Source organism: Mucilaginibacter sp., from assembly GCF_964263795.1.
Lineage (GTDB): Bacteria > Bacteroidota > Bacteroidia > Sphingobacteriales > Sphingobacteriaceae > Mucilaginibacter.
Genome location: NZ_CAXVWK010000032.1, coordinates 24,774 through 37,307 on the forward strand (window position 1 = coordinate 24,774; position 12,534 = coordinate 37,307).

Consider the following 12,534-nt stretch of genomic DNA (forward strand, 5'->3'; position numbering starts at 1 on the left):
TTTAATTATGAAAATTACAGTTACAAGCGTGCTTGTCGACGACCAGGACAAAGCATTGCAATTTTACACCGATGTATTAGGGTTCGTAAAAAAACACGATATTCCTATGGGTAAATTCAGATGGCTCACGGTTACATCGCCGGACTCACCAGACGGGGTGGAATTAATTTTAGAGCCTGACGAAAACCCCGCCTCGAAAGCGTTCAAACAATCGTTATTTGAACAGGGGATACCTTTAACAATGTTTTATGTAGATGATATAGACACAGAACATGCAAGGCTCGCCGCTTTAGGTGTAGATTTTAAGATGGCGCCTACCGCCACGGGTAATGTGAAATTAGCCATTCTGAACGATACTTGCGGCAATTGGATCCAGATCTACCAGATGCAATAATCCGTTCAAATAAAAAGGCCGCTTGATTAAGCGGCCTTTCTATATTTGGTGTAACCAGCTTTAGTGTTTGCTGATCTGTTTGATAATATCGTTACCAAAGGCAAACACCATCAGCGATATCAGCAGTACAAAACCTACAATTTGCGCACGCTCCAAAAATTTGTCGCTTAACGGTTTTCCTTTAATCATTTCGATAAGCAGGAAAACGGTATGTCCGCCGTCAAGGCCGGGGATGGGTAGCAGGTTGGTTAGGGCTAACACCATTGAAAGGAAGCCTACAAGGCTCCAGAAACGAATCCAGTCTACATGGCTGCCAAACATAACCGCGATGCCTATCGGGCTTGAAATAGCCTTGCGTGCCTTAACCTGTCCTGTAAATATCTTACTGATGCCTTTAGCATTATCGGTAAACATACCCCAGGCTTTAGTGGCTCCTACAGGTAACGATCCGAAGAAACCATATTTTACGGTCGTATCTTTCGGCAGGTCTGTTTTTACAGAGATTCCGTAAGCACCTTTGCTCACATCCGCAAAGCCCAGCATTCCCTCTTTATTAACCTGCGCGGTTAACGGCACAGTATTACCGCTACGTTTTACGGTTAGGTTTACCGATTTATTTTTAAACTTTTTAAGCTCCTTCTGGAATTCATCATAGTAATGAACAGGGGCTGTGTTAACCGCAACTACGCTATCTCCCTTTTGCAGGCCGGCTTTAGCGGCATAACTGTTAGGAACAACCGTCGCTACCATAAAGGTGGTACGCGGTAACCGGCCAATAAATTCTTCAATCCCGTAATCAGACAGATCGTTAAGAATGGTAGGGGGTACCTTGATATCCAATTTTTGTTCGCCGCGTTGTACATTAAGCACCGTTTTATCCAACAACACTTTCGAGCTGATCAGGTCCTCAAACCTTTCAACAGGTTTATCATTAACGCCAACTATTTTATCACCGGCACGCAAGCCCATTTTTTGGCCTATAGTGCCCGGTACAATACCGTTTTTGATGTTAGCGTTGGGGATATAAGTTTCGCCGTAGCGAATGGTCATCACCCAGAAAATGAAGATACCAACTATAATATTTACAATGATACCGCCCAGCATTACAATTAACCGTTGCCATGCCGGTTTTGATCTGAATTCCCATGGCTGGGGCGGGCCGGCCAATTGATCGGTATCCATCGATTCATCTATCATACCGGCAATTTTAACATAGCCACCTAAGGGTAACCAGCCGATGCCGTACTCAACGCCTTTATAGTTAAATTTAAACAGACTGAAATTCCAGGCATCAAAAAACAGGTAAAACTTCTCTACTTTTATTCCGAAAGCGCGGGCCGCTAAAAAATGCCCGAACTCGTGCAGTATCACTAAAATTGAAAGACCAAGTATTAATTGGCCGGCCATTATCAAAACGCTCATTCCGTATTTATATATATTAAAATTGTAATGCCTTTAACGGCATTTGCTGTATTAAATTTTGCGCAAATATGCGTGTTTCTTTATCAGTATTCAAATAGTCGGTAAGGGAGGGCCTTTCTATAAAAACTATTTGCTGCATGCAGGTTTCAATTATATCGCTCATGGCTAAAAAGCCGGTTGTATTGCTTAAAAACGCAGCAACTGCAACCTCATTGGCCGCATTGATGATGCAGGGCATGTTACCGCCTTTGTCTAAAGCTTCATACGCGAGCTTTAAATTACGAAACGTTGCGGTATCCGGTTTCTCAAAGCTTAGGTTCGGGTACTCAACAAAGTTAAAACGTTTAAAATTGGTTTTTACACGACCAGGGTAGGTAAGCGCATACTGGATGGGTAATTTCATATCCGGCAGGCCCATTTGTGCTTTTATCGATCCATCCTCAAACTGTACCATCGAGTGGATAATAGATTGCGGATGCACGATCACATCTATCTGATCAGTCCGCAGATCGAACAGCCATTTTGCTTCGATTACCTCCAGGCCTTTGTTCATCAGGGATGCTGAGTCGATTGTGATCTTGGCACCCATTACCCAATTTGGGTGTTTTAGCGCCTGCTCACGGGTAACGTTGGTCAAAAAATCAGTTGTTTTACCACGAAAGGGGCCACCCGATGCGGTGATGATGATCTTCTCTATCCGGTTATCCTCTTCGCCGGCAAGGCATTGAAAAATGGCAGAATGTTCACTGTCTACCGGTAAAATCTTAACGTTATGTTTTTTTGCCAGGCCGGTAACTAACTCACCTGCAACTACCAATGTCTCTTTATTTGCTAACGCTATATCCTTACCGGCCTTAATTGCATTAATTGTAGGCTCTAATCCGGCAAACCCAACCATAGCGGTAAGTACAATGTCAATATCCGGATGGCTTACCATGTCCTTGATCTCATGATAGCCGGCAAGTACTTTTATGGGTAAATGCGCAAGCGCTTTTTTAATCTCCTGATGTTTGGTTTCATCACAAATGATCACATACTCCGGCAAAAATGCGATAGCCTGGCTAATGAGCAGGTATGCGTTAGAATGGGCCGTAAGCATAAATGCCCTGAACAGTGAGGGGTTATCTTTGATAACCTCTAATGTTTGTGTACCTATGCTACCTGTAGAGCCAAGGATGGCTACTTTTTTAATATTACTGTTGTTCAATTTATCGGTTTACTAATTGGCTTGCTTTGAACACGTTTGTCCATTTAAATACCTGAACGGTAGGGAACGTGCTCGATTTTAGCGCCACAAAATTAACGTATAGGGTCCTGTCGCCTTGCAGGGCAAAATAAAGCTGCGATTCGGGCTTAGGGCTGTTTTTAAACGTTGGGGATTCTACTTTGTAAATTATCCACTGGTGACCTGCTTTAACACCTTGCTCAAACACTGTTAATTTAGCCAACGGAGCATTCTTTTTAGCCGTTGCAAATAACATTTCCGGTACTTTGCTTATTACGGGCACCTTCATTTTTTTGTACGACATCATTGTTGCAATAATCGACCAATTGCTGAGCGTTTCATTACCAGGGATCAGTTCAATCATGTTAGCCGCGGCAGTTTTTTGGTTTGATCCTATCTTCCATTTGTATTCTGCAGGCCAGGCTATCTGCAGGTTTTCTGTTTTTTGTGCAAACAGAGCTGATGTGAAGCAGGTAATTAGTACCAGTAAAAATAATTTTTTCATGGTTGATGTGCTTTATATGATATAACCGGCTAACTCGTCGGCAATTTTACGGTCGTTAGCTAATCGCGGCACTTTATTTTGCCCGCCCAGTTTACCCTGGCTGCGCATATAGTTAATAAAGGTATCCTTTTTTAAACTTCTGACTATCAAAGGTTGCAATATGTTACCTTCTATAAGGTCAAAATAGTAAATATTTTTTTGCTGCAAGGCGTTATCTACCTTGGCTGCAAATGCAGCTAAGTCTGCCGGTTGCCTACTAAACTCTACAAACCACTCATGGTAAGGTAGTTGGCCCGGTGCGGGTGTTACCTGCGGTGCTACTGTAAATTCAATTACCTCAACATCTTCTTGTTTGGCTACACTCATGAGGGCATGTTCCACTTCTTCGCCTATAACATGTTCGCCAAAGGCCGATATGTAATGTTTGATACGACCGCTTACTACAATGCGATAAGGGTTTTTAGATACAAATCTAATTGTATCGCCCAGGCTGTAACCCCATAAACCGGCGCTGGTGTTTAAAATCAGCGCGTAATTTTTATTTAATTCAATATCCTTTAAATTTATACGGGTAGGGCGTTCGTTATAATACTCATCGGACGGAATGAACTCGTAGAAGATACCCGAGTCGACCATCAACAACAATCCTTTTTCTTTCTGCGAATCCTGGAACGCAATGAACCCTTCAGAAGCAGGGTAGGTTTCTATTGAATCGATTTTTGTCCCGATACTTTCTTCCATTCGGGCGCGGTAAGGCTCGTAATTTACGCCCCCATGCACAAACAACTTAAAATTGGGGAAAATTTCCCTGATCTTTTTACCCCCAGAAACTGCAGACAGCCTGTCGAAATACATTTGGCACCAGGGCGGTATGCCCGATATAAGGCGCATGTCTTCTTTTACCGTTTCTTTTACAATGGCGTCAACTTTCTCTTCCCAATCCTCAATGCAGTTGGTTTGGTAAGATGGCAGCCTGTTTTTTTGCAGATAGCCTGGTACATGGTGCGCCACAATGCCGGAGAGCCTGCCGGTAGAAATGCCATTTTTAATATCCAGGATAGGGCTGCCTTGCAGAAAAATCATTTTACCGTCTACAAAATCGGCCCTGCCCGTGTCATGTATATAACTTAACAAAGCATTACGCGCGGCTTTGATATGCTCGGGCATACTTTCTTTTGAAATGGGGATATATTTCACTCCGGATGTAGTGCCCGATGTTTTAGCGAGGTAGGCAGGCTTGCCGGGCCACATCACGTCAGCTTCGCCCTTTACAACGCGATCAATGTAAGGTCGCAGTTCTTCATAATCCCGAATGGGCACGTTGTTCTTAAAATCCTGATAGTTATTGATAGACCCGAAGTGGTGATCGACGCCGAAAGCCGTTCCTTTAGCGCGGTGTACCAGATCGCTGAAGGTTTTTTGCTGCAGCGCAACCGCGTTCCGGCGAACGACATTTAACTGCCGGTTTACAAACACAGCAAATATTTTACTTAGTGCAGCTTTTAAACCCATTGTTTAATTGGTCTCTGCAATATCATCATCCACATCCTGATGGCTGTAAATAAGCTTACGGTAGGTTACCGCCAGTATAATATTTACAAACGGGTAGGTAAATAATATTGTTAGAGATATAACCGGGTAATACTGCGCGAGTTTTGCAGGCAATGCAATTAATAAAATAATTATGCCAAGTATCAGCACAACTTTAAGCAAGTAACCGCGGGTAAGTTCAAAACTTTGCTTAAGTGATTCTATCGGGCCGGATGCGTCATCAACTATAAATGTATTAAAGAACATTATCCGCAATGCCAGGAACAACCCAAGGAGGCCTGCAACCACTTCCACAGCAAACTGCAGGTCTTCATTGTTGTCTAGGTAGTCTATCAGGATGGTTAAATTGGTAATTAAAAATGCAAATATGAACACCACAGCCAGGTAGCTCCAAACCATCTTAGCTTTTGGGATCACCTGTATAAACTCAAAGTCGTAATACTCACTATCAATTACCGTAAATATCAGCTTATAAAGGCCCAGGGTTGTGTAAGCCTGTAGCCAGATCAAGATAAATGTAACGATCATCGATCCCCAAAAATCTTTAGGGGAATAAATAAAGCCAATGATCAAGCCAAGTACACCCAGTAAAAAAAATGCGATAACCGAATAAACTATGATCGTTACAAAGTTCTTTTTAAAGATGTCCCACGATGATTTGATGGTCTCAGCTACAGAAAAAGGGTGGTACATGTTACGTATTTAAGATCTTTTTAAAATAACGCGTTTCCAGTAATCCTGCATAAAGCCTAACCCGTAGGCAACCAGTTGTGTGAAGGCAGCTATTATGCTCAAAAATGCAATTTTTGTTGATTTGTTTATCCACCATGAATGGAAAAATATTAACATAATGTAAATAGTTAACATTACATTACATAACAGGGCAATGCGCCAGTTAAACAGATTTGCCATAACAGTAAAAAGCATTGCTAAAGTTGCAAATGCAGGGAAAAAATGCACCAGTTTTAACTGCGAAGGGAAAAACTTGTAAATGTTAATGCGCGCCCTGCCAAAAAAGTGGATCTGCTTGTAAAACTTCAAAAAGTCGGTACGGCGCTTATGGTAAACAATGGCATCTGCTATCAGCCCGATCTTATAGCCTAAGGAATGGATCCGAATGCTGTATTCTATGTCTTCGCCAAGGCGGGTGATAATAAATCCGCCTGCTTTTTCCCATACCTGGCGCGAAATTCCCATGTTGAAGCTGCGGGGATGAAACTGGCCTATCCCTTTTTTACTTCCGCGGATACCGCCGGTAGTGAAAGGGGAGGTCATGGAGTAGCTGATAGCTTTTTGTAGTGGCGTAAAAGATTCATGCGCCCCGTCCGGGCCGCCATAAGCATCCAGCCAGTTTGCGCTGAGCGAATCATGAACTATTTGAAGATAATTTGAAGGGATAAGGCAATCTGAATCGAATATAATAAAGTAATCGCCCTTAGCGCGTTCAAAACCAAAGTTGCGGGTAAAGCCCTGACCTTCATTGGCTTTTTCGAAATACCGCAGATCAAGCTTATCCTGATATTTTTTTACTATATGATCGGCTTTGTTAACAGATCCATCTTCAATAACCAAAACCTCAAACGCCCGGTATGTTTGCAGCGTTAGAGTATGCAGCAACTCATCTATTTCTTGCGGGCGGTTATATAAAGGTATGATGATGGAAAAAAACATTCGAAATAGTGAGTGGTTGATTGAGTTGACTGCGTGAGTGGTTAAAATGGAACCCATAAACTACTCACATAGTCAACCAATAACTAAATTTTATCTTCAATTTGGTAATTATTGCGTTCTGATGCGCTGCGGGATACCAGCTCGGCTACAAAGCCGGTTAAAAACAATTGCGAGCCTAATATAATGGCCACCAGCGCAAAGTAAAACAATGGGTTATCCGTTGGTTGCCTGGCCACAATATGGTGTGACAGGTTATACAGCTTTTCGGCAATTAGCCAGATTGCCAGCACCGTCCCTGTAAAAAAGCTCAGCGTACCCATCATTCCGAAAAAGTGCATTGGGCGCTTACCAAATTTGCCCACAAAAAATATCGAAAGCAGATCTAAAAATCCGTTGATGAACCTGCTCCACCCGAATTTAGTTTTACCATATTTGCGCGGCCGGTGCTCAACCACCTGTTCGCCAATTTTTGTAAAACCCGCCCATTTGGCCAGCACCGGTATGTACCTGTGCATCTCGCCATAAACCTCAATATTTTTAACCACCGCTTTACGGTACGATTTAAGCCCGCAATTAAAATCATGCAGGTTAGATATACCGCTCATTTTACGTGTTGCCGCGTTAAAAAGCTTGGTAGGTAATGTTTTAGTTAAAGGGTCATAACGCTTTGCTTTCCAGCCGGATATCAAATCATAACCATCGTCGGTAATACGGCGGTAAAGGGCCGGGATCTCGTCAGGGCTATCCTGCAGGTCGGCATCCATAGTGATAATGACTTCGCCTTTAGCCGCCTCGAAACCGGTATTTAACGCGGCAGATTTACCGTAGTTGCGCCTGAACTTAATGCCCTTAATAAATGGATTGCCGGCTTTTAGTTTCACGATCATATCCCATGATCCATCCTTGCTGCCATCGTCAATCAGGATGATCTCGTACGTGTAATTATTATCGGCCATCACCCGGCTAATCCATGTGGTTAATTCGGGCAACGATTCTACTTCATCATAAAGCGGTACTACAACTGATATATCCATTTATCGGAGAACATGCCGGCGGGGTTAAACAAGCCACTGCATTATCTGCAAAAATATAAAAAATAGGGTATGGTTTAACTGTTAGTTTTGATTAGCCATAACAGAAGCCGTTTATATTGCAATTGTTAAAATATCATACTACCGTATCCACCATCTACTTTTCGGTTCTATTTTTTTACCTTTAGTTTATGCAACTGCAAGTAACAGCAAATACGTCGATACGCCAACAGGATATTACTGCAAAGTTTATTGCAGAACTGGATAAACACCTTGCCGACCTGAAAGCCGGGTTGCTTGATAAATCGATGGAGATAAACGACTTTGCCGATCTGCTTTTTATCACACCGGCGCACCTTAGCGACACCATTAAAGATGTGTTAGGCAAATCGCCCTGCGATGTTTATGAAGAAGGTATGGTAAGGATATCAAAAGAACTATTGTTGGATACTGCCAAATCAATAGGAGAGATAGCCGTTACCTTAACCTACGACCCATCCAACTTCACAAAGTTTTTTAAGCGCTATGCCGGGATGAAGCCCAAGGAATACAGAAACCAGCATGCCGGCAAATTAAAGCCGGAGCAATCGCTTGTTGCTTAAATCAAATCAGCCCTAAAACTTTACTTGTCCGTTCTCTTGTAGCATCAGCCAAAGCTTCGTCTTTAATCAGCGATTGCCCGTAAGAAGGGATCATCGTTTTTAACTTCTCCTGCCATGCGGTTGAATTTGCCTGCGCCCTAAAACAACGGCCTATCAGTTCAACCATGATAGGTACAGAGGTAGATGCGCCCGGAGATGCCCCCAACAACGCCGAAATAGAGCCATCTGCAGAGGTAACTACCTCCGTGCCGAACTCTAATACACCGGTATGTTTAGCGTCTTTTTTGATCACCTGAACGCGCTGGCCCGCATACTCCAGTTCCCAGTCATTTTCCTGCGCGCCCGGGAAATATTCCTGTAGGGCCTTTAACCGGTCAGCAGGCGACTGGATAACCTGGCTGATAAGGTATTTGGTTAATGCCCAGTTATCGCGGCCTACTGCAAGCAGGGGTAATATATTGTTAGCTTTTATAGAGCCGAAAAGGTCAAGTAATGAGCCCTTTTTAAGGAACCGGGTAGAAAAACCTGCGTATGGGCCAAATAACAAAGCTTTTTTACCCTCTATCATCCGGGTATCCAGGTGGGGTACAGACATTGGCGGCGAACCTACCGATGCTTTACCATAAACTTTAGCGTAATGTTTATTGATCACTTCCGGATTGTTGCAAACCAGCCACTGTCCGCTCACCGGGAAACCGCCAAATCCTTTGCTTTCTGCAATGCCCGATTTTTGAAGCAAAGGCAACGCACCGCCGCCTGCACCAACAAAAATAAATTTAGTGGTAATTTTACGCGATTGCCCTGTAAGCTTATCGCTTACTTTAACAGACCAAGAATTATCTTTATTTCGTTTAATGTCATTTACCTCGTGGTTCAGGTTCAGGTTAACACCCGGCTTTTGTTTAAGCTGATCGAGAAGGGTGCGGGTCAACGTGCCAAAATTTACATCGGTACCAATATCCATAAACGTTGCCGATACTTTATCAGCAGCGTTTCGGCCTTCCATAACCAACGGCGTCCATTTACGGATCTGGTCATGGTCTTCTGAATATTGCATATCCTTAAAAAAGTGGTGCTGCGTTAAGGCAGTACAACGCTTTTTTAGGTACTCAACATTGTCTGCGCCCCATACAAAACTCATGTGGGGTATTTTGCTGATGAAAGTTTGCGGTTTGCCTACGTAATTCTGCTCAACCAAAAACGACCAGAATTCTTTAGTGATCTCAAACTGCTCGGCAATTTTAATGGCTTTTGTAATTTCTATGCTGCCATCTTTTCGCTGTGGGGTGTAGTTTAACTCGCAAAAAGCCGAGTGGCCTGTACCCGCGTTATTCATCGCGTCCGAACTTTCGGCGGCAACGCTATCCAATCGTTCAAATATTTCGATGGTTAAGTCGGGTTGCAATTCCTTCAACATAACACCCAGTGTAGCGCTCATAATGCCTGCGCCTACTAAAACCACATCAACCGTTGTATTCGAAATTCTGTTGCCGTTATTCATGATAAAATTGAATGCTAAAGATACATTCAAATAACTATTTGAGGGATTAAACCTTACTGTTTACCCATTAAATGATAAAGATTTTACATTTTCCAGAATGCCAATGCAGCATTCGTTTATAAAACCCTTAGCGGATAAATCGGGCAATTTTAATAAATTTTAGCTGAAAATTTACTATCAGTAATGCGTAAATCTGCCAGTGATTGAATTATTTGTTGCTTAGTTAATAAAAGATAAGGCTAATTGTTTAAATCGACACAAAATATTTACATAGCTGTATATATAATGATAACCAATCGTAAAATATGAACAAGTCAGTATTATTTTTAGCTTCAGCAATTTTGATGGCAGTTGCAGCCTGCAACAACAATAAACCCAAGCCAACTTCAAATGATATTGTGAAGCAAACGGTAACGATTAACGGTAAAAAGGACAGCGTATTAAATAATGCCAGAAAAAATTACGGCAATGCCACAGTTTCCGAGCCGTGTGTAAGGTGCCTTATCCAGGCGGTACAGGCAACAGCCGAATACAAAAACGCCATTGTTAACGTTACTCCTGAAAAAATCTCCTACAATATCAACTGGGTAACCGGCGAAGGCAATGCTGATACAGTTAATACCAAAGGCGCGACAAACGCTTTGAAGGTAATTGTGTTAACCAAAGGAAGCGAAACGCATAAATTCCCATACTTTATTTACGATAATACCGCGGCAAAGCTTTTTGTCGCCGGTAATGGCACATCTGAGAAGAAAGAAGTGAAGATTGATGACCTTTTACTTAAAAAAATCAGAAATGCTTGCTATTGGGGTGTAGCCTCCGGTAAATAAAGCTATTCTGCACTAATAAAAAGCTATTCTGCACTAATAATAGGTGCTACAGTGTTTCCTGATCAAACTTATTTTCAAGTTATTATTGTAAATTCTATGCTTGCATAATGAATTGCAGCTTTTCAATCGATTTTCGAATCGATGTGTACCTTTTTTTATCAATTTTTTTAAATTTTATTAACATTACTATGAATTTTATAAAAATAAATTAAATTCGCAGTGTAGATGTTAGAAACCGACACATTAAACAACTATAGTTTAAACTAAATTACAAATCATTAAGAAAATGGCAACAAAACTCGAGTACATCTGGCTTGATGGCTACAAACCAACTCAAAGCTTGCGTAGTAAAACAAAAATTGTTAAATCTTTCAGCGGTAATGTAGAAGATTTGGATAACTGGAGCTTCGATGGTTCATCTACAGAACAGGCACCGGGTGGTTCATCTGACTGTGTACTGAAACCTGTTTTTGTTTGCCCTGATCCGCAACGCAGAGATGCTTACCTGGTTATGTGCGAAGTTTTAGATTCAAAAGGCGAAGCCCACGAGTCAAACGGCCGTGCGCTTATCCAGGATGATGATAACGATTTTTGGTTTGGTTTTGAGCAGGAATACTTTTTATGGGATCCTGAAACCAATAAACCGCTTGGTTTCCCTGCTGGTGGCTATCCCGGCCCGCAAGGCCCTTACTACTGCTCGGTAGGTGCTAATAACGCATTTGGCCGCGATATAGTTGAAGAGCACCTTGATGCTTGTTTAGACGCAGGCTTAAATGTTGAAGGTATTAATGCCGAAGTTGCTGCCGGCCAGTGGGAGTTCCAGATATTTGCTAAAGGCGCAAAAGAAGCTGGTGATCAGATCTGGGTTGCCCGTTACCTGTTAGAAAGAATTGGCGAGGCGCATGGCGTATCAATTAACTGGCATTGCAAACCGTTAGGTACTTTAGACTGGAACGGTTCTGGCATGCACGCAAACTTTTCAAACTCAACCCTGCGTAATGCAAACAGCAAAGAAACTTTCACTGCAATTTGCGAGGCATTCCGCCCGGCAGTTGATGAGTGTGTAGCTGTTTATGGTGCGCATAACGAATTGCGTTTAACCGGCAAACACGAAACCGCTTCTATAACCGACTTTAGCTACGGCGTGTCAGATCGTGGTGCATCTATCCGTATCCCGCTTTATACTGTAGACCATGATTGGAGCGGTTATCTGGAAGACCGTCGACCTAACTCTGCTGCCGATCCTTATAAAGTTGCAGCGGTGATTATCAAAACTGTAAAATCAGCAAAAGTTTAATACCCTATACCTCATTTCTCTGATCCTCCGGTTTCATAGTCCGGAGGATTTTTTTTGCGCCAGATATTTTAAATAATCGCCATCTGTAATAGTGGGAAAGCCGGCAGCCGGGCGGTTATAAACGTAAACCCAGGCTTGGATAGTTTCAACAGAAGCCTCTATCAAAAATAATTTTCTAAGATATAAATTAGGTTGTTCCTGCTCTGCGCCGAAGCCTTCGTAGTCGTCTATCAACGTCAGCGTTTCAGTGTCAATCTCGTATAGGTGCCCATAAACAAAGGTTGATACGTTACTTATTATCAGTCCCGGATAATCGCCGATATCATACAATGTGCCTTTCAACTTTCCGGGCTGCAGGGACGTGCAGTGCGTTTTTAAATAATAGGCCAACTTGTTATCGGCTTGTAAAAGTGTGCCGTAAACAAACAACGGGTGGTTCATCTTGTAAAGGTACTTGCGTTTTTAACCAGGTAATACACCGTCTTAAAATAAAATTTAATTTAAA

The 12,534-nt window shown here is 42.4% G+C and carries 13 protein-coding genes; 4 read left to right on the forward strand and 9 right to left on the reverse strand.

What is annotated here, in order from left to right; genetic code table 11:
- The first annotated feature begins 7 nt into the window (after window positions 1–7).
- The gene (locus ACE5CV_RS06190) at window positions 8–394 is read left to right on the forward strand and encodes a VOC family protein (protein WP_374949297.1); all 387 of its coding nucleotides are present in this window, start codon (window positions 8–10) and stop codon (window positions 392–394) included.
- A 60-nt stretch (window positions 395–454) separates the two neighbouring features.
- Here ACE5CV_RS06190 and rseP read toward each other — a convergent pair whose 3' ends face one another.
- The 7 genes from rseP to ACE5CV_RS06225 form a co-directional block, all read right to left on the reverse strand.
- A complete protein-coding gene (rseP, locus tag ACE5CV_RS06195; RefSeq protein WP_374949298.1) occupies window positions 455–1,816 on the reverse strand; it encodes an RIP metalloprotease RseP in 1,362 nt (453 codons plus the stop codon).
- Window positions 1,817–1,832: 16 nt separating this feature from the next.
- Window positions 1,833–3,023 (reverse strand): 1-deoxy-D-xylulose-5-phosphate reductoisomerase, encoded by a 1,191-nt coding sequence (locus ACE5CV_RS06200; protein ID WP_374949299.1) that lies wholly within the window; start codon window positions 3,021–3,023, stop codon window positions 1,833–1,835.
- A 1-nt stretch (window position 3,024) separates the two neighbouring features.
- Window positions 3,025–3,546 carry a hypothetical protein gene (locus ACE5CV_RS06205; protein ID WP_374949300.1) on the reverse strand — a complete coding sequence of 174 codons (522 nt, stop codon included), beginning with the start codon at window positions 3,544–3,546 and terminating at the stop codon, window positions 3,025–3,027.
- A 12-nt stretch (window positions 3,547–3,558) separates the two neighbouring features.
- On the reverse strand, window positions 3,559–5,058 hold the full coding sequence (locus tag ACE5CV_RS06210) for a GH3 auxin-responsive promoter family protein (RefSeq protein WP_374949301.1): 1,500 nt from the start codon (window positions 5,056–5,058) through the stop codon (window positions 3,559–3,561).
- A 3-nt stretch (window positions 5,059–5,061) separates the two neighbouring features.
- Window positions 5,062–5,790 carry a hypothetical protein gene (locus ACE5CV_RS06215; protein WP_374949302.1) on the reverse strand — a complete coding sequence of 243 codons (729 nt, stop codon included), beginning with the start codon at window positions 5,788–5,790 and terminating at the stop codon, window positions 5,062–5,064.
- Window positions 5,791–5,799: 9 nt separating this feature from the next.
- Window positions 5,800–6,768, reverse strand: a complete 969-nt coding sequence (locus ACE5CV_RS06220; protein ID WP_374949303.1) for a glycosyltransferase — start codon at window positions 6,766–6,768, stop codon at window positions 5,800–5,802.
- A gap of 83 nt (window positions 6,769–6,851) precedes the next feature.
- A complete protein-coding gene (locus ACE5CV_RS06225; protein ID WP_374949304.1) occupies window positions 6,852–7,802 on the reverse strand; it encodes a glycosyltransferase family 2 protein in 951 nt (316 codons plus the stop codon).
- Between the two features lie 188 nt (window positions 7,803–7,990).
- Here ACE5CV_RS06225 and ACE5CV_RS06230 point away from each other — a divergent pair, with 188 nt between their 5' ends.
- On the forward strand, window positions 7,991–8,401 hold the full coding sequence (locus tag ACE5CV_RS06230; RefSeq protein ID WP_374949305.1) for a helix-turn-helix domain-containing protein: 411 nt from the start codon (window positions 7,991–7,993) through the stop codon (window positions 8,399–8,401).
- Window position 8,402: 1 nt separating this feature from the next.
- Here the strand turns inward: ACE5CV_RS06230 and ACE5CV_RS06235 are convergent, their stop codons facing one another.
- Entirely contained in the window at window positions 8,403–9,902 is a 1,500-nt protein-coding gene (locus tag ACE5CV_RS06235) for a malate:quinone oxidoreductase (protein ID WP_374949306.1), read from the reverse strand.
- Between the two features lie 305 nt (window positions 9,903–10,207).
- On the opposite strand from ACE5CV_RS06235, the gene ACE5CV_RS06240 reads away from it, so the two are divergent.
- Window positions 10,208–10,732, forward strand: coding sequence for a hypothetical protein (locus tag ACE5CV_RS06240; RefSeq protein WP_374949307.1), 525 nt, complete (start codon window positions 10,208–10,210; stop codon window positions 10,730–10,732).
- Window positions 10,733–11,018: 286 nt separating this feature from the next.
- Window positions 11,019–12,029, forward strand: coding sequence for a glutamine synthetase beta-grasp domain-containing protein (locus tag ACE5CV_RS06245; RefSeq protein WP_374949308.1), 1,011 nt, complete (start codon window positions 11,019–11,021; stop codon window positions 12,027–12,029).
- A 33-nt stretch (window positions 12,030–12,062) separates the two neighbouring features.
- Here ACE5CV_RS06245 and ACE5CV_RS06250 read toward each other — a convergent pair whose 3' ends face one another.
- Window positions 12,063–12,470, reverse strand: a complete 408-nt coding sequence (locus tag ACE5CV_RS06250; RefSeq protein ID WP_374949309.1) for a gamma-glutamylcyclotransferase — start codon at window positions 12,468–12,470, stop codon at window positions 12,063–12,065.
- Window positions 12,471–12,534: the final 64 nt, after the last annotated feature.

What these genes read in the sequence shown, in the direction of transcription:
- ACE5CV_RS06190 (WP_374949297.1), top strand. Translation starts at nt 8, where the DNA reads ATGAAAATTACAGTTACAAGCGTGCTTGTCGACGACCAGGACAAAGCA.
- rseP (WP_374949298.1), bottom strand. Translation starts at nt 1,816, where the DNA reads ATGAGCGTTTTGATAATGGCCGGCCAATTAATACTTGGTCTTTCAATT.
- ACE5CV_RS06205 (WP_374949300.1), bottom strand. Translation starts at nt 3,546, where the DNA reads ATGAAAAAATTATTTTTACTGGTACTAATTACCTGCTTCACATCAGCT.
- ACE5CV_RS06210 (WP_374949301.1), bottom strand. Translation starts at nt 5,058, where the DNA reads ATGGGTTTAAAAGCTGCACTAAGTAAAATATTTGCTGTGTTTGTAAAC.
- ACE5CV_RS06215 (WP_374949302.1), bottom strand. Translation starts at nt 5,790, where the DNA reads ATGTACCACCCTTTTTCTGTAGCTGAGACCATCAAATCATCGTGGGAC.
- ACE5CV_RS06220 (WP_374949303.1), bottom strand. Translation starts at nt 6,768, where the DNA reads ATGTTTTTTTCCATCATCATACCTTTATATAACCGCCCGCAAGAAATA.
- ACE5CV_RS06225 (WP_374949304.1), bottom strand. Translation starts at nt 7,802, where the DNA reads ATGGATATATCAGTTGTAGTACCGCTTTATGATGAAGTAGAATCGTTG.
- ACE5CV_RS06230 (WP_374949305.1), top strand. Translation starts at nt 7,991, where the DNA reads ATGCAACTGCAAGTAACAGCAAATACGTCGATACGCCAACAGGATATT.
- ACE5CV_RS06235 (WP_374949306.1), bottom strand. Translation starts at nt 9,902, where the DNA reads ATGAATAACGGCAACAGAATTTCGAATACAACGGTTGATGTGGTTTTA.
- ACE5CV_RS06240 (WP_374949307.1), top strand. Translation starts at nt 10,208, where the DNA reads ATGAACAAGTCAGTATTATTTTTAGCTTCAGCAATTTTGATGGCAGTT.
- ACE5CV_RS06245 (WP_374949308.1), top strand. Translation starts at nt 11,019, where the DNA reads ATGGCAACAAAACTCGAGTACATCTGGCTTGATGGCTACAAACCAACT.
- ACE5CV_RS06250 (WP_374949309.1), bottom strand. Translation starts at nt 12,470, where the DNA reads ATGAACCACCCGTTGTTTGTTTACGGCACACTTTTACAAGCCGATAAC.